This window comes from Pseudomonas sp. FW305-96, from assembly GCF_058783825.1.
Genome location: NZ_JBYSYW010000011.1, coordinates 118,536 through 138,928, shown reverse-complemented (window position 1 = coordinate 138,928; position 20,393 = coordinate 118,536). Strand labels below are relative to the sequence as shown.

Annotated in this window: 5 protein-coding genes; all 5 read right to left on the bottom strand. The window is 66.4% G+C overall.

Going from position 1 to position 20,393, the window contains the following annotated elements; all coding sequences use genetic code 11:
- Nucleotides 1-282: 282 nt before the first annotated feature.
- Nucleotides 283-15,567 (bottom strand): autotransporter-associated beta strand repeat-containing protein, encoded by a 15,285-nt coding sequence (locus AC3WL2_RS11315; RefSeq protein ID WP_256582558.1) that lies wholly within the window; start codon nt 15,565-15,567, stop codon nt 283-285.
- A gap of 291 nt (nt 15,568-15,858) precedes the next feature.
- Nucleotides 15,859-16,242: a YkgJ family cysteine cluster protein gene (locus AC3WL2_RS11310; protein WP_038707396.1), complete on the bottom strand. Its 384-nt coding sequence runs from the start codon at nt 16,240-16,242 to the stop codon at nt 15,859-15,861.
- Nucleotides 16,243-16,474: 232 nt separating this feature from the next.
- Nucleotides 16,475-17,683 (bottom strand): alanine transaminase, encoded by a 1,209-nt coding sequence (alaC, locus tag AC3WL2_RS11305; RefSeq protein ID WP_046857052.1) that lies wholly within the window; start codon nt 17,681-17,683, stop codon nt 16,475-16,477.
- A 220-nt stretch (nt 17,684-17,903) separates the two neighbouring features.
- A complete protein-coding gene (locus AC3WL2_RS11300) occupies nt 17,904-19,664 on the bottom strand; it encodes an isocyanide synthase family protein (RefSeq protein ID WP_102682482.1) in 1,761 nt (586 codons plus the stop codon).
- A gap of 22 nt (nt 19,665-19,686) precedes the next feature.
- A complete protein-coding gene (locus tag AC3WL2_RS11295) occupies nt 19,687-20,388 on the bottom strand; it encodes an HAD family hydrolase (protein ID WP_102682483.1) in 702 nt (233 codons plus the stop codon).
- Nucleotides 20,389-20,393 lie beyond the last annotated feature (5 nt).

The window sequence follows — 20,393 nt, the reverse complement described above, 5'->3', positions numbered from 1 at the left end:
AATCGACATGGTTCACACAACGGGCTTCTCACACCCGGTCGCCAAATGTGACGACCCAGTGACGGTACCCCTGATGTATTTCCCGGCCAATTCAGAGCCTTCCGGCAGGCGCGTAGGATAGGTCCGAAGAGCTGACTGACTGAAGGATTTGGTTTCAATTTCGGAAAAATCTTACGGATGCAGAAACGTATCGCGGGGCAAGCCCGCTCCCACGAGACTTGAGGTTCTCGTGGGAGCGGGCTTGCCCCGAGATGGGCCACACGACGGCCCCTTCAAACTACCTCAGAACCCCATGCTGAAGCTCACCACCACGCCATGGTCGCGGTTCTCGCTGGACAGCTGCCCGGAGTACCCGACCCCGAGCTTGCCACTCGCGCCCACCGACAGGTCCACCCCGGCCTCGACCACCGCCGCGTCCTTGGCAATCGGCACACCCTCGGTGCTGAAACCGTCGCCGCCACCGATGAAGCGCAGATCGGCATCGGGCTTGTCGTCGCCGAAGGCATGGCGCCAGCCCACCGACAGACGCGGCGTGATGGTGCTGCCGTTGTCGAGCAGGATGCGCTTGCCTGCCCGCACGCCCAGGGTGGAGAAGGTCACATCCTGGTCGACCTTGCCCTCCAGCCGCCCTGCCCCGCCCTTCTCGTGGGCGGTGTCACTGTCATAGTTGACGTAGGCCAGCCCGGCGAACGGCTCCAGGGCAATGCCGCCGGCATCGATGGCGTAACCCACCTCACCGAACACCTGGGCGCTGCGCGCCTTGTACTTGGCCTTGAGGCGGTCGTCATAGCTGCCCACGGTGACATCGCGCTTGGTGTCGATGTCGTGCCAGCTGTAGGCCACGCCCAGGCGAGCGGCGAAGGCATCGAGCTGGTAACCGAGGTAGGTGGTCAGGTGGTAGCTGTCCACCGTGGCGTCCGAGCGGCGACGGTGCGCGTCGATGCTCGAGCGGGTGTAGCCGGCGGCGGCACCCACTTTCCACTCATCGTCCAGCGCACGGTCAACACCGAGCATGAAGCCCGACAGGTCGCGGTCGACGCTGGCATGGCTGCTGCTGCCGTCATAGGTGCCCCAGCCGCCGATGGCGCGGATCCAGCCCACGGCCTGACCCTGGCAGCCTTCGCTGGTCAGTTGCTGGTTGGCGGTCGGCGCCAGGGTGCGACGTGGATCGTCCTGGTGGGTGCAGTCGGCCTGGCGCAGGCGGTCATTGACCGCGTCGCGGACGTAGCGCGAGTCCTCGATCAGCACGGTCGCGGTGCTGGCGTGGATCTCGCCGGACAGGCTGTCGAACGCCGCCTGGGCGCCCTGGCGGTCCAGCGGCAGCAGGTTGTTGACCAGTTCGGCCGGCGCCCCGGCACTGGCCAGCGCGGTGGCCACGCCACGCTGGTTGCCAGTGGCGGCGACATCGGCGAAGGAGTTGCCGTTGCGGCTGACCGACAGGGTCACCTGGTTGGCGCCGTAGTCCAGCGAGCTGTTGAGGAACGCCGAGTTGGCCAGGTTGGTGGTGGCGAAGGTGCCATTCACCCCGCCCGCGGCGCTGACCACGGTGTACTGGCCGTTGCCGCTGGCCAGGTTGGCGACCATCAGGCTGCCGCCGAGGTTGGCGGTGCCGCCCACATTCAGGTAGTTCACCGGCGAGGTACCGAGGTCGATCACCAGGGTGCCGGTGGCGCCGTTGGTGAAGTTGCCCGACACGTTGAGGTTGCCGGCAGGCCCTGGCAGCACGGTGCCGTTGTTGGTCAGCCCGGCGACGGTGCCGTTGCCGGTCAGCGCGGCGCCGTTGGCCACCGTGACCTGGGCTGCGAGGTTGCTGCCCGGATTGGCGGCATCGCCTACCTGGAGCACGCCCTGGTTGACGTTGAAGGCGCCGCTGAATGGTTGGTTGCCGGTCAGCAGCAAGGTACCGCCGCCCTGTTTGGTGGTGGTGCCCGTACCGCTGAGGGTGCCATTGAAGGTGCCATTGCTGCCTTGGGCAAAGACCAGGTTGGCGTTGTTGAGGATGTTGCCTTGCAGGCTGGTGGTGTTGCCGACCAGGGTACCGCCGCTCACGGTAGTGCCGCCGCTGTAGGTGTTGGCACCCGAGAGGATCAGAGTGCCAGCGTCGAGTTTCTCGATGCCGCCGGTACCGACCAGCGGCACGCTGACGGTGGCGGTGCCGCCAGCGTTGACACGCACCGGCGCCAGGCTGCCATCGCTACCGTTGACCGGCGTCAGGCTACCCCCAGCACCCGGAACGACCTGATAGCCGTTGCTGAGGAACTGCAAGCCCTCGAACGACTGGTTGCCCACCACGGTGACGGTGCCCGGAGTACCGCCGAAGACCGCGTAGCCACCACTCCAACCTTCGTTGCTGGTGCCGCTGGCGTTGGTCCAACCGGTGTTCGGCCCCCAGGTACCACTGCCGCCGCCGATGCTGCCATCGGGGTTGGTCTTGCCGCCATTCCAGAACTGCAGCTCTTCGCCGTAGTTCTGCACCACCAGGTTGATCTGGTTGGCGATAGCGGTCTGCAGGCTCAGGTCACCCAGGACCACGCTGCCCGGAATGGCACCGAACACCAGGCCGTTGTCGGTGAGCGTGCCGCCGTAGCTGAACAGTTGGTAGACACCGGTACCGAAGCCACCGGCATCGGTAATGTTCAGCGTGCCGTCCAGCACCAGGTTGCCGTTGACCTTGACCACGGTGGTGGAGGCCGCCGGGGCGCCGAGGCTGAAGTCCAGGGCGCTGCCCGACGCCAGGTCGAGGCTGCCGACGGTGAGCGGCGTGGCGCTCTGGCCGGCGGCCAGGGTGGCGCCATTGGCGATCTGCACGGCGCCGCCGTAGGTACCGCTGCCGCCCAGGCGGGCGCCGGTGGCGACCTGCACGGTGGCACTGTCGAGGCGGCCGTTGACCAGCAGGCTGCCGGCGTTGACCTGGGTCGCGCCGGTCAGGCCATTGATGCCGGTCAGCAACAGTTCGCCAGTGCCGTTCTTGGTCAGGGTGCCAGTACCGGTGAGGTTGCCGGTGTAGCTGCCATTGGCGTTCTGCTCGAAGGTCAGGGCTGCGTTGTTGAGGATCGCGCCTTGCAGGCTGGTGGTATTGCCCACCACGCCGCCTGCGTTGATCTGGGTGCCGCCGCTGTAGGTGTTGGCACCGTTCAGGGTCAACAGGCCAGCGCCATTCTTGATCAGCCCACCGGTGCCGCTGACCACCCCGTTGAGGGTCATGGCGTTGCTGCCGGCGATGGCCAGGGCGCCGTTGAGCACGGCGTTGTTGGCCAGGGTCACGGCGGTGTTGCTGTCCAGCGTGGTACCGCCCGCGGCCGTCAGGGCGCCACTGCCCAGCGCGCTATTGTTGCCTAGCACCAGCGTGCCGCCGTTGAGGGCGGTACCGCCGCTGTAGCCATTGGCGGCGTTGAGCACCAGGGTGCCACCGTCTTGCTTGGCGATGCTACCGGTGCCGTTGAGGGCGACGTTGAGGGTGGCGGTGGCGCCGCTGTCGACCCGCAGGTTGGTGATGCCGTTGCCCAGCAGTTCACCGGCCGTCCCCGCATTGAGCACATAGCCATCGGTGACGAACTGCAGGCCGGTGATGTTGTGGCTGCCGTTCACGGTGACGGTACCGGGGGCGCCCTGGAACACGGCGAAGGTGTCGTTCCAGGTGCTGTTGAGCACACCGTTGGCGTCGGTCCAGTTGGTAGTGGTGGCATCCCAGACACCGCTGCCACCCTCGATCACACCGTTGGCCACGGTCTGGCTGCCGTCCCAGAACAACACATTGCTGGCGCCGCCGACCACCAGGTTGACCTGGTTGGCGACGGCGGTCTGCACCGTCAGGTCGGTGACCGGTACCGGCGTGGTGCCGAAGCTCATGCCATTGTTGGTAAGGCTGCCGCCGTAGGCGAACAGGCGGTACACGCCGGCGCCGAAGCCGCCGATGTCTGTGACATTGAGGGTGCCACCCAGGGTCAAGTCGTTGGCTACGTTGACCAGTGGGGTGCCACCAGCCGACGGTGCCCCGAGCGAAGCGTTGAAGTTGGCGCCGCTGTCGAGCACCAGGTTGCCGGCGTTCAGGGTGCTGCCGCCGATGGCCGCCAGGTTGCCGCCGTTAGCCACGGTCACCGAACCACCGAGGCTGCCGACGCCGCTGAGGCTGGCGCCGCTGGCCACGTTGACCGTGCCGCTGGCCAGCGAGCCATCCACCTTCAGCCCGCCGCCCTGCACGTTGGTAGTGCCGGTGTGGCTGTTGGCGCTGTTCAGTGCCAGGGTGCCGCTGCCGAGTTTGTTCAGGGTGCCGTTGCCGCTGATGTTGCCGCCGAACACGCCGCCCTCGACCGTCAGGCTGTTGCCGGCGGCGATCTGGATCGCGCCGCTACCGCCGATTTCGCCCAACGTGGTGTTGCCGTCGAGGTTGAGGCTGGCGCCACTGCTGACATTCAGCTCGCTCTGGGTGCCGAGGGCGGTGGTGCCGACGGTGCTCAGGCTGCCGGACAGGATATTGAGGATGCCGCTGAAGGTGTTGTTGCCCGACAGCGTCAGGTCAGCCAGGCCGCTCTTGTTCAGTTCACCGGCGCCGCTGAGCACGCCGGCCAGGTGCAGGTCATTGCTGCCCAGCACGTTGAGCACGCCGCTGACATTGACCGGATTGGCCAAGGTGACGGCACTGGCGCTGTCGAGGTTGGCGTTACCGGTGACGTCCAGGCCGCCGCTGCCAAGGGCGGCATCATTGCCAACCACCAAGGTGCCGGCCTGCAGCTCGGTACCACCGCTGTAGGTGTTGGCGCCCATCAGCGCGAAGCGGGCGAGGCCGGCCTTGAGCAGGCGGCCGCTGCCGCCGACGGTGCCGCCGAGGGTCAGGTCGTTGCTGCCCAGAATCGTCAGGTCACCCGTGGCATTGACGCTGTTGGCCAAGGTCACGGCCTGGCTGCTGTCCAGGCTGGTGCCGGCCACGGTATTCAGGCTGCCGCTGCCCAGCGCGGTATTGGAACCCAGCACCAGGGTGCCGCCATTGAGCGCGGTGTTGCCGGCATAGGTGTTGTTGCCGGCCAGCGCCAGCCGGGCGCTGCCAGCCTTGACCAGGCCACCGGCGCCGCCGATGTTGCCGCCCAGCGCCAGGTCGTTGCTACCGGCGATGTTCAACGGCCCCGCCAGGGTGATGGCATTGCCCAGCGCGACCGAGGCGTTGCTGTCGAGGGTGGTACCCGCCGCAGTTTCAAGCGCACCGTTGCCCAGGGCCGTGTTGCTGCCGACGATCAAAGTGCCGCCACTGAGCACGGTACCGCCGCTGTAGCTGTTGTTGCCGTTGAGCACCAGGGTACCGCTGTCGAGCTTGTTGAGCTTGCCGACGCCGGTAAGGCCGACATCGAGGGTCGCCGTGGCACCCGGGTCGACCCGCACGCTGGTGTCGCCACTCGTGCCGTTGATCAGGTCGAGCACACCGGCGGTACCGGCCAGCAGGCGGTAGCCATCGCTGACGAACTGCAGGCCGTTGACCGTCTGGCTGCCGTCGACGGTGACATCGCCGGCTGTACCCTGGAACACCGCAAAGGTGCTGCCCCAAGTGGTGTTGGTCAGGCCGTTGAGGTCAGTCCAGTTGGTATTGCCGGCATTCCACACGCCGGCACCGCCGTCTACCTGACCGTTGGGCACGTTCTGGCTGCCATCCCAGAATTGGATATTGAGCCCCGCAGCGCTGACCAGCAGGTTGACCTGGTTGGCCAGGGCGGTCTGCAAGGTCACGTCGCCCAGGCCCACGCCCAGCGGCAGGCTGCCGAAGTCCAGGCCGTTGTCGGTGAGGGCGCCGGTGTAGTCGAAGACGCGGTACACCCCGTTGCCGAAGCCGCCGATGCTGCTGACATTGAGCGTGCCGTCGAGGGTCAGGTTGCCACCGACGTTAAACAGCGCGGTGGCGCCAGTGGACGGCGAGCCGAGGCCGATATCGACGATCGAACCGCTGTTCAGCACCAGGCTGCCGAGGCCCAGGGTCGCGCCGCTCTGCCCGGCCAGGTGGCCGCCGTTGTCGATCACCACCGAGGCATTCGCGGTGCCGCTGCCGGTAAGGGTCGCACCGCTGGCCACGGTCAGCAGGTTGCTGCCCAAGGTGCCGTCGACTTTCAAGGTACCGGCGTTGATCTGGGTATTGTCGGCCAGGTTGCTGCTACCGGTCAGGGTCAGGGTACCGCTGCCGACCTTGGTCAGGCCACCCAAGCCATTGAGGGCGCCAGCGAAGGTGCTGCTGAGGTTGTTGCCGCCCAGGCTCAGGACGCTGCCGACGCCAACATCGACCAGGCCACTGCCGGTCAGGCTGCCAAGGCTGGCATTGCCATTAAGGTTGAGCTGGCCGCTGGCGCCGACATTGAGGGTGTCGACGTTGGCCAGCACACCGCTACCGAGCGTGGTGAGGGAACCTGCCTGGATGTCGACGTTGCCGCTGAAGGTCTTGACGCCGACCAGGGTAAGGTCGTCGACACCGGTCTTGACCAGATTGCCGCTGCCGCCGAGGTCGCCGCTGAGGATCAGCGCATTTGCGGTTTCAACAGTCAGGTTGGCGCCGTTGCTCAGGGCTACGGTGTTGCCCAAAGCCATGGCCGAGCTGTTGGCCAGGGTGGCATCGGCGGTGACCGCCAGGGTGCCGGTGCCCAGTGCGCCGCTGCTGCCCAGGGTCAGGCGCCCGGCGTTGAGCTGGGTGCCGCCCTGGTAGCCGTTGTTGCCATTGAGGGTCAGGTTGCCGCTGCCGTTCTTGGTCAGGCCTGCCGTGCCGTTGATCACGCCGTTGAGGGTCAGGTCATTGCCGCCATCGACGGAAAGGCCAGCGTTGAGGGTGACATTGTTGGCCAGGGTGGTGCTGGCGCCGCTGCTCAGGGACGAGGCCCCGGCGACGGTCAGGGCGCCCTGCCCCAGCGCGTTGTCGTTGCCGACCACCAGCCGGCCGGCACCGAGGGTGGTGCCGCCCAGGTAGCTGTTGGCGCCGTTGAGGATCAGGGTGCTGGTACCGGCCTTGTTCAGGCCGCCGACGCCATCCACCACGCCGGTGAGGGTCAGGTCGGCGCTGCCCGGCAGGTTGAGGGTGCCGCCCAGGTGCACGTTGTTGGCCAGGGTGACGCCCGCACCGCCGGCATCGAGGCTGGTGTTGGCGCCGGTGCTGAGGTCGCCGCTACCCAGCGCGGTGTTGCTGCCGACCACCAGGGAGCCGCCATTGAGGGTGGTGCCGCCGCTGTAGGTGTTGTTGCCGTTGAGGGTCAGGCTGGCGGCGCCGTTCTTGACCAGGCCGTTGTTGCCGGAGACCACGCCGCCGAGGGTCAGCGCCTGGCTGCCGCCGAGGGTCAGGTTGCCACCGGCGAGGTTGACGGCATTGGCCAGTACCAGCGCCTGGCTGGCGTCGAGGCCGGCGGCGCCGTTGACGGTCAGGGCCCCGCTGCCCAAGGCGCCGGCATTGCCCAGCAGCAGGCTGCCGGCCTGCAGCGAGGTGCCGCCGGCGTAGGTGTTGCTGCCATTGAGCACCAGCTGCCCGACACCCAGCTTGTTCAGCGCCCCGGCACCGCTGATCACACCGTCAAGGGTCAGGGTCTGGGCATTGTTGATAGCCAATGTGGCAGCGGCGCCGAGGCCAATGGCATTGGCCAGTTGCAGCGCCCCGGTGGTGGCCAGGGTACTGTTGCCGGTCACCGACAGGTTGCCCGTGCCCAGCGCGGTGTTGTTGCCCAGCGTCAGGGTGCCAGCACCAAGCGTGGTATTGCCTTGATAGGTGTTGGCGGCGCCGAGGGTCAGGTTGCCGGTACCGGTCTTGGTCAAGCCGCCAGTACCGCTGATCACGCCGTTCAATGTCAGGTCGTTGTTGCCGGTCAGGCCCAGGGTGTCGTTCAGCGTCACCTGGTTGGCCAGGGTCAAGGCACCCGTGGTGGCCAGGTTGCTGGCGCCGCCGACGACAAGGTTGCCGGTACCCAGGGCCTGGTTGTTGCCCAGGGTAAGCGTGCCGGCATTGAGGGTCACGCCGCCAATCAAGGTGTTGGCGCCACTGAGGGTGAGGTTGCCAGCGCCGTTCTTGGTCAGGCTGCCGGCCCCCGTGACCAGCCCGCCCAGGCCCAGGTCGTTGCTGCCGGCGATGGTGAGGTTGCCCCCCAGGTTGATGGTGTTGCCGATAGTGATCGCCGAGGCGCTGTCCAGCGTGGTCCCGGCAGCCGCGTTGAGCTGGCCGAGGCCGAGGGCGCTGGCGCTGCCGAGCACCAGGGTGCCGGCATTGAGATTGGTGTTGCCCAGATGGCCATTGGTGCCGTTCAGGGTCAGGGTGCCGCTGCCGGTCTTGGTCAGGCCGCCGACGCCGCTGACGTTGCCGCCCAGGGTCAGGTTTTGCGCCCCGGCGACGGTCAGGTTGCCGGCCAGGTTGACCTGGTTGGCCAGGGTGACGTTGGCATTGCTGCTGAGGGTGGTGCCGGCGGCTGCGTTCAGGGCACCCGTGCCCAGCGCAGTGTTGCTGCCTACCACAAGGGTGCCACCGTTCAGGCTGGTAATGCCCTGCTGGCTGTTGCTGCCGTTGAGGGTGAGCGTACCGGCACCAGCCTTGATCAGGCCACCGGTGCCGCTGAGCGCACCGTTGAGGGTGAGGTCGTTGCTCCCCGGCAGGGTGAGGTTGGCGTTCAGGGCGACGGTGTTGCCAAGCGCCAGGTTACCGGTGGCGTCCAGGCTTGAGGCGCCGGTAACGGTCAGGCCCCCAGTGCCCAGCGCCTGGGCGTTGCCCAGGGTCAGGGTACCGGCACCCAGGCTGGTGCCGCCGCTGTAGGTGTTGGCATTGTCCAGGGTCAGGTTGGCACCGCCGTTCTTGGTCAGGCTGCCAGTTCCCGAGACCACGCCGGACAGGCCCAGATCGGCGGAACCGGCGACAGTCAGGGCACCGCTGAGGCTGAAGGCGTTGCCGAGGGTGACAGCTGTATTGCTGTCCAGGATAGTGCCGTTGGCGGTGCTGACCGTGCCGGTACCGAAGGCAGTGTTATTGCCGACCACCACCGTGCCGCCATTGAACAGGGTGCCGCCGGTATAGCTGTTGGCGCCATTGAGCACCAGCGTGCCGCTGTCGAGCTTGGCCAGTTGGCCGCTGCCAGAGAGGCCGACGTTGAGGGTCGCGGTGACGCCCGGGTCGACGCGCAAGGCAAAGGCGCCGTTGCTGCCGTTGACCAGGTCCAGGCCACCGGTGCCGATCAGGCGATAGCCGTTGGTGACGAACTGCAGGCCGGTGGCGGCCTGGGTGCCGACCACGGTGACATCGCCCGCGGTGCCCTGGAAGACCGCGAAGTCGCTGGCCCAACTGCCATTGAGCACGCCGTTGACATCAGTCCAGTTGGTGTTCCCCCCGTTCCACGTACCGGTCCCGCCGTCGATCACACCATTGGGCACGCTCTGCGCCCCATCCCAGAACTGCACAGTGCCGGTGGCGCCGCCGACCAGCAGGTTGACCTGACTGCCGATGGATGTCTGCACCTGTAGGTCGCCGGGCAACACGACACCCGGCACGTTGCCGATCAGCAGGCCGTTGTCCACCAACCCGCCGGTGTAGTCGAACAGCCGATAGATACCGGTGCCGAAGCCGCCGAGGTCGGTGACGTTGAGGGTACCGTCCAGGGTCAGGTTGCCATTGACGCTGACCACTGCGGTGCCGCCGGTGGCCGGCGATGCCAGGCCAAAGTCGAGGATCGAGCCGCTGTGCAGGGTCAGCGCACCAGTGCTGAGGGTCGCGCCGCTGTTGGCCAGCAGGTGCGCGCCGTTGGCAATGTCGACTGCGCCCAGCAGGCTGCCGGTACCCCCGAGGCTGGCGCCGCTGTTGACCTGCACGCTGGGGCTGGCCAGCGAGCCGGTGACGTTGAGCAGGCCGGCATTGACCGTGGTATTGCCGCCGAGCACGTTGACGCCGGACAGTTCGAAGCTGCCAGTACCGGTCTTGATCAGCCCGCCACTGCCCGCCAGGGCACCACTGAACACACTGTTGAGGTTGTTGCCGCCCAGGGTCAGGTCACCGCCGCCGGCGATGTTCACCGTGCCGGCCCCGCTCAGGCCACCGATGGTGGCGCTGGCACCGAGATTGAGGCTGGTGCCGGCGCCGACGCTGACCGCCGAGGTATTGCCCAGGGCCGTGTTGCCGACCGTGGTGATGCTGCCGCCAAGCAGGTCGATGGCGCCGCTGAACGTGTTGTTGCCGGTGAGCGTCAGGTCGGACACGCCGTTCTTGATCAACCCGCCGGTACCACTGAGCACACCGCCCAGGGTCAGGTTGTTGCTGCCGCCCAGGGTCAGGTTGGCGCCGAGGTTGACGTCGTTGCCCAGGGTCATCGCCACGCTGTTGGCCAGCGTCGAGGCGCCGCCGACGTTCAATGCGCCGGTGCCCAGCGCCGCAGCGTTGGCCAAGGTCAGGGTGCCGGCATTGAGGTTCAGGCCACCGTTGAAGGTGTTGGCGCCGCTCAGGGTCAGATTGCTGCTGCCGTTCTTGGTCAAGGCCCCGGCACCGCTGATCACGCCGCCCAAGGTCGTGGTGTTGCTGCCTGGCAGGGTCAGGGTAGCGCCGTTGCCAAGGGCAATGGCGTTACCAAGGTTGAGGGTGGCGCTGGAGTCGAGGCTGGCATTGCCACCCACGCTCAAGGCGCCGCCGCCGATGGCGTTGTTGTTGCCCAGGATGAGAGTGCCGGCATTGAGGGTGGTGCCGCCACTGTAGGTGTTGTTGCCGTTGAGGGTCAGCACGGCGCTGCCGTTCTTGACCAGTGCACCGCTGCCGCTGATAAGGCCGCCGAGGTTGGTGGCGTTGCTGCCCAGCACGGTCAGGGTGTTGCCACCCAGGCTGATGCCGTTGGTCACGGCGACGGCGGTACTGGCGTCGAGATTGGCGTTGCCGCCCACGGTCAGGGCGCCGATGCCCAGCGCGGTGTTGCTGCCCAGGGTCAGCGTGCCGGCATTGAGCTGGGTGCCGTTGGTGTAGAGGTTGTTGCCGCTCAGGGTCAGGTTGGCGTTGCCATTTTTGACCAGCGAACCGATACCGCTGACCACGCCACTCAGGCCCAGGTCGGCGCTGCCATCAATGGTCAACGGGCCGGCGATGTTCACGTCGTTGGCCAGGCTTACCGCCGTATTGGCATCCAGGTGGGTACCGGCCAGGGTATTGAGGGTACCGGTACCCAGCGCGGTGTTGCTGCCGACCACCAGGGTACCGGCGTTCAGGCGGGTGATGCCGCTGTTGCTGTTGTTGCCGGTCAGGGTCAGGGTGGTGCCGCCATTCTTGGTGATGCCGCCGGCACCGGCGATGGTGCCGCTCAGGGTCAGGTCGTTGCTGCCGGGCAGGATGAAGTTGCCCGCCAGGTTGAGCGCGTTGCCAAGGTTCAGCCCGGCCACGCTGGTGTCCAGTGTGGTGTTGTTGGCGGCGTTGAGCGCGCCGGTGCCCAGTGCGGTGTTGCTGCCGACCACCAGGGTGCCGGCGTTGAGGGTGGTGGCGCCGCTGTGGGTGTTGTTGCCGCTCAGGGTCAAGGTGGCGCTGCCGTTCTTGATCAAACCACCAGTGCCACTGAGGGCGCCGGCCAGGGTGAGGTTGCTGGTGGTCGGCAGGGTCAGGTCGGCAGCGAGGTTGACGGCGTTGTTCAGGGTCATCGCCGTCGAGTTGGCCAGGGTCGCCGCGCCACCGACCGTCAACGCGCCGGTCCCCAATGCGGCGGCGCTGGCCAGGGTCAAGGTACCGGCATTGAGCGTGAGGCCGCCGCTGAAGGTATTGGCGCCGCTCAGGGTCAGGTTGGTGGCGCCGTTCTTGACCAGTGCGCCGGTGCCGCTGATCACCCCGCCCAAGGTGGTGGTGTTGCTGCCTGGCAGGGTCAGGGTGTTGCCGGCGAGGTTGATGGCATTGCCCAGGTTCAGGGTGCCGCTGCCGTCGAGGCTGGCATTGCCGCCCAGGGTCAGGCCGCCAGTGCCCAGGGCATTGCTGTTGCCCAGGGTCAGCAGCCCGGCGTTCAGGGTGGTGCCGCCGCTGAAGGTGTTGTTGCCATTGAGCGTCAGGCCGGCACTGCCGCTCTTGACCAGGGCACCGGTACCGCTGATCTGCCCGGTCAGGGTGGTGGCGTTGCTGCCCAGCACGGTCAAGGTATTGCCGCCCAGGCTGATGCTGTTGGTCGCCGAGACGGCGGTGCTGGTGTCCAGGTTGGCGTTGCCGCCCAAGCTCAGGCCGCCGATGCCCAGTGCGGTGTTGCTGCCCAGAATCAAGGTACCGGCATTGAGCTGGGTGCCGTTGGTGAAGGTGTTGCTGCCACTGAGGGTCAGGCTGGCGTTGCCGTTCTTGACCAGCGAGCCGATGCCGCTGATCACGCCGCTCAGCCCAAGGTTGGCAGTGCCGTCGATGGTCAGGGGGCCAGCGGCGATGACGTCGTTGGCCAGGCTGACCGCGGTGCTGGCGTCCAGGTGAGTCCCCACGGCGGTGTTGAGGATGCCGGTACCGAGCGCCGTGTTGTTGCCGACCACCAGGGTGCCGCCGTTGAGGAAGGTGGAACCGCTGTTGGTATTGGCGCCAGTCAGGGTCAGCGTGGTGTTGCCGGCCTTGGTCAGGCCGCCACTGCCGGCGATGACGCCGCTCAGGGTCAGGTCGTTGCTACCGGGCAGGCTTAGGTTGCCGGCCAGGTTCAGGCCATTGCCGATGTTCAGCCCGGCGACGCTGGTGTCCAGGCTGGTGTTGGCCGCGGCGTTGAGCACGCCGGTGCCTAGCGCGGTGTTACTGCCCAGCACCAGAGTGCCTGCGTTGAGCGCGGTGGCGCCGCTGTGGGTGTTGTTGCCGCTGAGGGTCAGGCTGGCGCTGCCGTTCTTGACCAGGCCACCGGTACCGCTGAGGGTCCCGGCCAGGTTGAGGTTGTTGGCGCCTGTCAGGGTCAGGTTGCCGCCCAGGTTGACGGCGTTACCCAAGGTCATCGCTGCGGTGTTGGCCAGCGTCGATGCGCCGCCCACGGTCAGGGCGCCGGTACCGAGCGCCGTGGCGCTGGCCAGGGTCAGGGTGCCGGCGTTGAGGGTGAGACCACCGCTGAAGGTGTTGGCGCCACCCAGGGTCAGGTTGGTGCTGCCGTTCTTGACCAGCGCGCCGGTGCCACTGATCACACCGCCCAGGGTGGTTGCGCTGGTACCAGGCAAGGTCAGGGTGTTGCCGGCCAGGTCGATGGCGTTGCCGAGGTTCACCGCCACGCCGGCATCCAGGCTGGCATTACCGCCCAAGGTGAGGCCGCCGGTGCCCAGGGCGTTGTTGTTGCCCACGGTGAGGACACCGCTGTTGAGGGTCGTGCCGCCGCTGAAGGTGTTGCTGCCGTTCAGGGTCAACCCGGCGCTGCCGTTCTTGACCAGCGCACCGGTACCGCTGATCACGCCGCCCAGTGTGGTGCTGCTGGTGCCCAGCAGGTTCAGGGTATTGGCGCCAAGGTTGACAGCGTTGCCCAGGCTCACGGCGGTGCTGGCGTCCAGGCTGGCGTTGCCGCCGAGGGTAAGGGCGCCGGTGCCCAGGGCGTTGCTGTTGCCGACGGTGAGCTTGCCGGTATTGAGGGTGAGGCCGCCACTGAAGGTGTTATTGCCATTTAGCGCCAGGTCCCCTGCCCCGCTCTTGACCAGCGCACCGGTACCGCTGATCACGCCACCCAGGGTGGTGGCGCTGGTGCCGAGCAGGTTCAGGGTGTTGGCGCCAAGGCTGATGGCGTTGCCCAGGCTTACCGCGCTGCTGGCATCGAGGCTGGCGTTGCCACCCAGGGTCAGCGCGCCAGTGCCCAGCGCACTGCTGTTGCCGACGGTAAGCTTGCCACCCGCCAGGCTGGTACCGCCGCTGTAGGTATTGACGCCGTTGAGGGTGAGGTCGGCGGCGCCCGCCTTGGCCAGCGCACCGGTGCCGCTGATGATGCCACCCAAGGTAGTGGCATTGTTGCCAGCGAGGGTGAGCGTGCCTGCGCTCAGGGCAATCGCGTTGCCAATGTTGAGCGCCGAGGCACTGTCCAGGATGCTGCTGGCGGTCACCGTCAGGGCGCCGCTGCCCAACGCCGTGTCGCTACCCAAGGTAAGTGTTCCGCCACCCAGGGAGGTGCCGCCACTAAAGGTATTGAGGCCATTGAGTGTCAGGCTGCCGGTGCCGCTCTTGACCAGTGAGCCGGTGCCGCTGAGTACACCGCCAAGGGTCAGTGCGTTGCTGCCGGGCAGCGTCAAGGCTGCGTTCAGCGCCACCGCATTGTTCAACACCAGCGGTACGCTGCCTTGCAGGCTGCCGGCGCCACTGACGGTCAGCCCGCCGCTGCCGAGTGCCGCGGCGCTGGTCAGGTTGAGTCCGCCGGCGGCCAGGGTGGTACCGCCACTGTAGGTGTTGCTGGCGCCAAGGGTGAGCAATCCGGCACCGGTCTTGGTCAAGCCGCCGACACCCGAGACCACGCCGTTGAGGGCCATATCGGTGGCGCCACCCACGTTCAGGCCGGCATTCAAGGTCAGCGCGTTGTTCAGGCCCAGGCCTGCCACCGTGCCCGCGAGACCACCGCCGTTCACCGTGATGCCACCGGTACCGAAGGCGCTGGCGTTGTCGAAGTTGAGCAAGCCACCGTTGAGGGTGGTCTGGGTGGTGCCGTTGAGCAATTGCCCGATCAGCGACCAGGTACCGCTGTCGACGATCAGGCGGTTGAAGTTGATGTAGTTCGAGGCGTTGATGGTGCCGCTGCCGCTGGTGCCGCTGCCGCCACCGATGGCGTTCTGCAACGCCAGGGTGTTGGTGCCGCCGGCACCGCCGTCGACCACGCCGGCGGGCGCAAAGGCCAGGTTGGGGTTGCCGGTGACCAGCAGCGATACACCGATACCGGCCCCCGCGCTGAGGCTGGAGCCGGTGATGGCGTTGAAGCGGTTGGTGCTGCCGGCACCCATCGACAGGCTGCCGGTCAGGCTCCCGGCGTTGGTGAAGACGTTGCCGGCCGAGGAAGTCTGGAAGGCGGTACGACCGAGCACGGTGCCGGTGTTGGTGAAGTTGACCGACCCGCCCCCGCTCACGGCGATGACCGGGGTGTCCTCGCTCAGGATCGTCAAGCTGGCCAACGCCGAGGAGCCGATGCTGCCGGCGTTGCTGATGGTAGTGACGCCACCGGCAGCGTTACGCACGTCCAGGGCCATGCCCGTGAGGTTCAACAGGCTGGCGCCGAGGACGGCGCCGGTACCGCGAATTACGCCCGTGGCGTTGTTGGTGATGTTGATGGTACTGGCGGTGCTGGTATTGCCGATCAGCGCCGCGGTGGACTGGATGCTCAGGATCCCCAGCAACGACGGGTTGACGGTACCGGAGTTGTTCAACGTGATGTTGTTGCCGGTGAGCGACAGCGCGGTGCCGCCCACGCCCAAAAGCACGCCCAGCGAGGCACCGGTGTTGACGTTGACGGTAAGGCCGCTGCCACTGTTGGAATAACTCGGCGCGAGCGGGTTGGCCGCGCCGCTGCAGGTCACCGTGGAGCCGGCAAGGCTGCAGGCGGCCAGCGCCTGTTCACCGTGCAGACCAAAGGCCATGGCAGTCACGGCCAGGCTGACGGCCAGCGACAGTTGGGAGAAACGGGCGGGCGAACGGGGGGCGGCGCGACTGTCCACGGAGAGCTCCTTCGTGGATCAGGCGATTCAGTCCTTGAAAGCGTGCACAGCGGGTTGGGCAAGAGCAGTGACACACGCGGCGGCCGAAACACCTGATCTATGGCTACGAATATCCTTTGAAGGAATGTGTAGCCGCTCAGGGGCGGGCGGTTTGGCGTCGAAGCCGGTCAAATGGTGTTAATACTTTGTCGAGGCGGCACGTGTTTCGCGGGTTTCAGCGATGCATTCATTGGATCCAACCGACGAACGGTAGTGCCTGCTCCGCGACGAGCAGGCTTGACCCGAGCAGGTTCAGGCGACCTCCGCCCCGTCATCCGGCCAATGCGGCTCGTTGGCGCCCGGCGGCGTCAGCGGTGGCAGGCCATAGGCTGCCCGAGCGTCGTCACAGCTCGGATTGTGCACGCCGTTCTCCCACGACGCCTCAAACTCGCGGCAGGGGCTGGAGCGATTCTCGTAGATGGAGCACGCCACCTGCGTGCCGATCTCGCCACCGAGACTGACGCAACGGCAGGGCTTGGCGTCGGTGCCAATCATGGCGACGCGGGTCGGGTTGATCTGCACAACCAGGTCGTCGGGCACCAGGCCACCGGCGGACTGGCACTCACCCCAGAAGAAAGACACACGAAAGTAGCCGCAGCAGGCGCCGCAGGTCAGGCAAGGGTTCTGTTCGGACATGATGACCAGGGAGGGAGGTTGTTGTTATCGGGGCGGGCGCCCGCGGCGCTATTTGTAATCCAGGCGCGGGCGGCTGAGAAGAGGGGGAATGCAAAAAAAGATCGCCGCTGATCGGCGATCTGGAAGTCGTGATCGATATCGCCTGTATCGGCCCATCGCCGGCAAGCCGGCTCCCACAAGGTCCAGTGCCATCCTGTGGGAGCCGGCTTGCCGGCGATGAGGTCGGACCTGTTTACTTGCTGGTCAAACCATCGGCGCGGAACATCTGGCGGATCCCGCGAATAGCCTGGCGGATGCGGTCCTGGTTCTCGATCAGGGCAAAACGCACATGATCATCACCGTAGTCGCCAAAGCCGATCCCCGGCGACACGCAAACCTTGGCCTCGGCCAGCAGCTTCTTGGAAAACTCCAGCGAACCCAGGTGAGCGTACTGCTCAGGGATCTTCGCCCACACGTACATCGACGCCTTGGGGTTCTCGACCATCCAGCCCAGCTCGTGCAGCCCCTTGACCAGCAGGTTGCGGCGCTGGCGGTACTGCTCGGCGATATCGCGCACGCATTGCTGGTCGCCTTCCAGGGCGGCGATGGCAGCCACCTGCAGCGGGGTGAAGGTGCCGTAGTCGTGGTAGCTCTTGATCCGTGCCAGGGCGCTGACCAGCTCCGGATTGCCGACCATGAAGCCGATCCGCCAGCCCGCCATGTTGTAGCTCTTGGACAGGGTGAAGAATTCCACCGCGATGTCCTTGGCCCCCGGTACCTGCATGATCGAAGGCGCCTTCCAGCCGTCGTAGACGATGTCGGCGTAGGCCAGGTCGTGCACCACCAGCACATCGTACTGCTTGGCCAGGGCCACCACCCGTTCGAAGAAGTCCAGCTCCACGCACTGCGCGGTGGGGTTGGAAGGGAAGCCGAGGATCATCATCTTCGGCTTGGGGATCGACTCGCGGATCGCCCGCTCCAGCTCGTTGAAGAAGTCCACGCCAGGCACCAGCGGCACCGAGCGTACCTGGGCGCCGGCGATCACCGCACCGTAGATGTGGATCGGGTAGCTGGGGTTGGGCACCAGGACCGTGTCGCCGTGGTCTAGGGTGCCGAGCATCAGGTGCGCCAGGCCTTCCTTCGAACCGATGGTGACAATGGCTTCGCTCTCCGGGTCGATGTCGACCTCGTAGCGTTCCTTGTACCAGTTGGAGATGGCGCGGCGCAGTCGCGGGATACCACGGGAGGTGGAATAGCCATGAGTATCTTCGCGCTGGGCAACCTGCACCAGCTTCTCGACGATGTGCGGCGGGGTGGCGCCATCGGGGTTGCCCATGCTCAGGTCGATGATGTCCTCGCCACGGCGGCGGGCGGCCATCTTGAGCTCGGCAGTAATGTTGAAGACGTAAGGGGGGAGACGATCGATGCGCGCAAAGCGGCGCGGCGAACCTGGGTTGGCCATGTGTTCCTCAAGAGACGTAAGCGCCCGGAACCGTCCGAGCGACGCTGGCCGCTGCGGCGGCCTACAAACAACATAATCCCGCCGCGATCACTTAGTAAAGGATAATTTCCTGTTTTATTAGATTTTTTCAGCCACTTCATTTGAAAAAATCGTAATTACAGAACCACCCTCTAGCAGGCGATGCTTGCCTGAACACCGGCAAGCATCGCCGTCAAAGGGCTCAGTAGACCTGCACCCGCCACAGTTCACGCGCGGCCGAGGCCGCGCTCATCGGCAGCCGCCCATGCAAGGTCTGGTAGTTGTCGATCAGCACCAGGTCACCCGCCTGCCACTCATGGGCAATCAGGCATTCGGGGTCGTAGACCAGTTCGTCGAGCTGGCTGATCAATGCCTGCTGGAAGGCTTCGTCGTGCCCCTGCACCTGCTGTTCGAGGGTCTGCAACGACGACTGGCAGCCCTCCTGATAGCGCAGTACCGGCTCGCCGCTGCGCGGATCGAGGTCGACCAGCGAGTAGCTGCGCGGCGAACCACCGAAATAGGTCATGCGCGTGTAGTAGGTCAAATCGATGCCCTGCCACTGGCGGGCGGTGCGCAGGCCCACCTTGCGCAAGGCGTTGCGGCTGTCGACGACGGTGGTCTGCCCTTCCCCCGGCTGCGGCGGCGTCTTGCAATACAACATGAAGGTGTGGGCACAGAACTTGGGATCGCGCTGCACCAGCGGATCGCTGTCGGGCAGCATGTTGAGGTCCCAGTGCAAGGGCGTCTTCTCCAGCGAATGCACCACGCCTTGGGGCTGGTCGGCCGGCTTGACCACATGTACCTCACCAAAGGACCAACGGTAGATGGTGCCGAAACGCTCGCAGTCGGCGGCGAATGCCTGCTGGTCGGTGAATTCACAGCCTCTGAGGCAGACAAAACCGAAACTGCGCACCAGGGCCTTCAAGGTCTGGGTGGACAGTCGCTGGAAACCCAGCCCCAGCGGGTCGCTGACCAGCAACCCGAACAAGGGGAGCTTCTGCAATGTGAAGTTGAAGCCCTCAAGCGCCTCGCCCGCTGTTTCATGGAACAGCCATGGCTGCCCCTGCCAGGTCACCAGCACATGCCGCGCGGGGTCGATCTGCGCGCGGCTGCGCAGGGTCTGGCGACCGTCCAGCTGGCGCACCGGCACTGCATGCCACGGGCTAGCCACATGATCGAGCCCCTCGGCCAAGGCTACGGTGAACTTGGGGCCCGCATTGTCGTACTGGTGCACCGACAAGCGCACGTGCCCGGGGAAAAACCGCTCGACCGCCGCATTCAAGGCCTGGCCGCGCAGCATCATCTGGTAGGCCTTGTAGCTGATCTGGCGCAGGTGCTCGTCTTCGTCCTGCCCGGCCTGGCGGCATAGGCGCAGGTCGTTGTAGAGGTGGCTGCACAACTTGTCGTGGGTCCGGCCCAGGGCCTCGTCGTGCTGGCACTGCTCGATCAGCGTCTCGACGCTCTTCCACGGCAGGCGGGCCTGCTTGATCAGAGTGGCGCGCAGGGCCTCGGCACTGCTGGCCTGGGGGAACAGGTCTTCCATGCTCACCCAGCGGATGCAATGGGTCGTGCACAGGGTGCGCAGCGCCTGGTTGTAGGCGCGGCGCACGTCGTCCGGCACGCCGACGATATCGTTGAAGGTGGTGCCGTCGCTGAGGATTGCGATCTCGCAGCCAGGGGCGTGGAGCTCGGCGAGTTCCTGGGCGAGGCGGTCGAGGCGCTCGATGGCGATCACCTCGCCATGATCGGGCAGCACGCCGAAGGTCTTGTCGTGATCATTCGGCGACTTGCACGGGAAACCCGGCAGTACCATGCGCAGCGGCTCGCCGCTGTCGAAGCAGCGCGCCAGGTCTTGGGCCAGGTGCGCCCTGCCCGCTTGGTCGAAGCGGTCGTCCTGGGCCTTGAGCAGGTAAGCGTCCAGCACCTGGCCGACGGCTTCCATCCAGCTGTCTTTGTCTTGCATGTCGTGTCTTCCTTGAGAACGGCTACAGCGAACCGATTGGCGTTGCGGATTGGCTTGCACGGTGGCGCACTTGCTCCGGGCCCAGGGCCCGGAGCAAGTGCAAGGGCTGTTGGCAATGGAACTGCGGCCGCTGCTCGAGCAAGGCTTGCCACACCCCGTAGCCCCAACCGACGGCGGCAGCGGGCATGCCGGCGGCCTTGGCGGTCAACAGGTCGATGGGGGTATCGCCGACGAACAGGCAGTGGCCTGGGTCGATGCCCAGCCGTTTAGCGGCCTGCAGTGCGATGTCCGGTGCCGGCTTGAGCCGCTCGCCGGGACGATGGCCCAGCACCGCGCCAAATCGCTGCGCGGGCAGCAGCCCTTGCACGACACGCTCGGCGAGCGGGTGGGCTTTGTTGGTGACGACGGCCATGGGCAACCCTTTGCCGGCAATCGTCTCGATCAGGTCGACACAACCGGGGAACGCTCGGGAACGCTGGACCAGGTTGTCGTGATAACAGCTGCTGTAGTCGTCATGCAGGCGTTGGCGTTGCTCGGCGTCGAGGCCGACCGCGGCCCGCTCGAGCATCGCCGACACACCGCCACCGATCATGCCGCGCACCTCATCCGGCTGCAGCGCGCGCAGCCCGTGCAGAATCAGCACATGATTCAGGCACCAGGCAATATCAGGCAGGGTATCAACCAAGGTGCCGTCCAGGTCGAACAGAACCGCGCGTATGTCCATTGGCG

Excerpts from the sequence above, each read along its gene's own strand:
- AC3WL2_RS11310 (WP_038707396.1), bottom strand. The coding sequence starts at position 16,242 with ATGTCCGAACAGAACCCTTGCCTGACCTGCGGCGCCTGCTGCGGCTAC.
- alaC (WP_046857052.1), bottom strand. The coding sequence starts at position 17,683 with ATGGCCAACCCAGGTTCGCCGCGCCGCTTTGCGCGCATCGATCGTCTC.
- AC3WL2_RS11300 (WP_102682482.1), bottom strand. The coding sequence starts at position 19,664 with ATGCAAGACAAAGACAGCTGGATGGAAGCCGTCGGCCAGGTGCTGGAC.
- AC3WL2_RS11295 (WP_102682483.1), bottom strand. The coding sequence starts at position 20,388 with ATGGACATACGCGCGGTTCTGTTCGACCTGGACGGCACCTTGGTTGAT.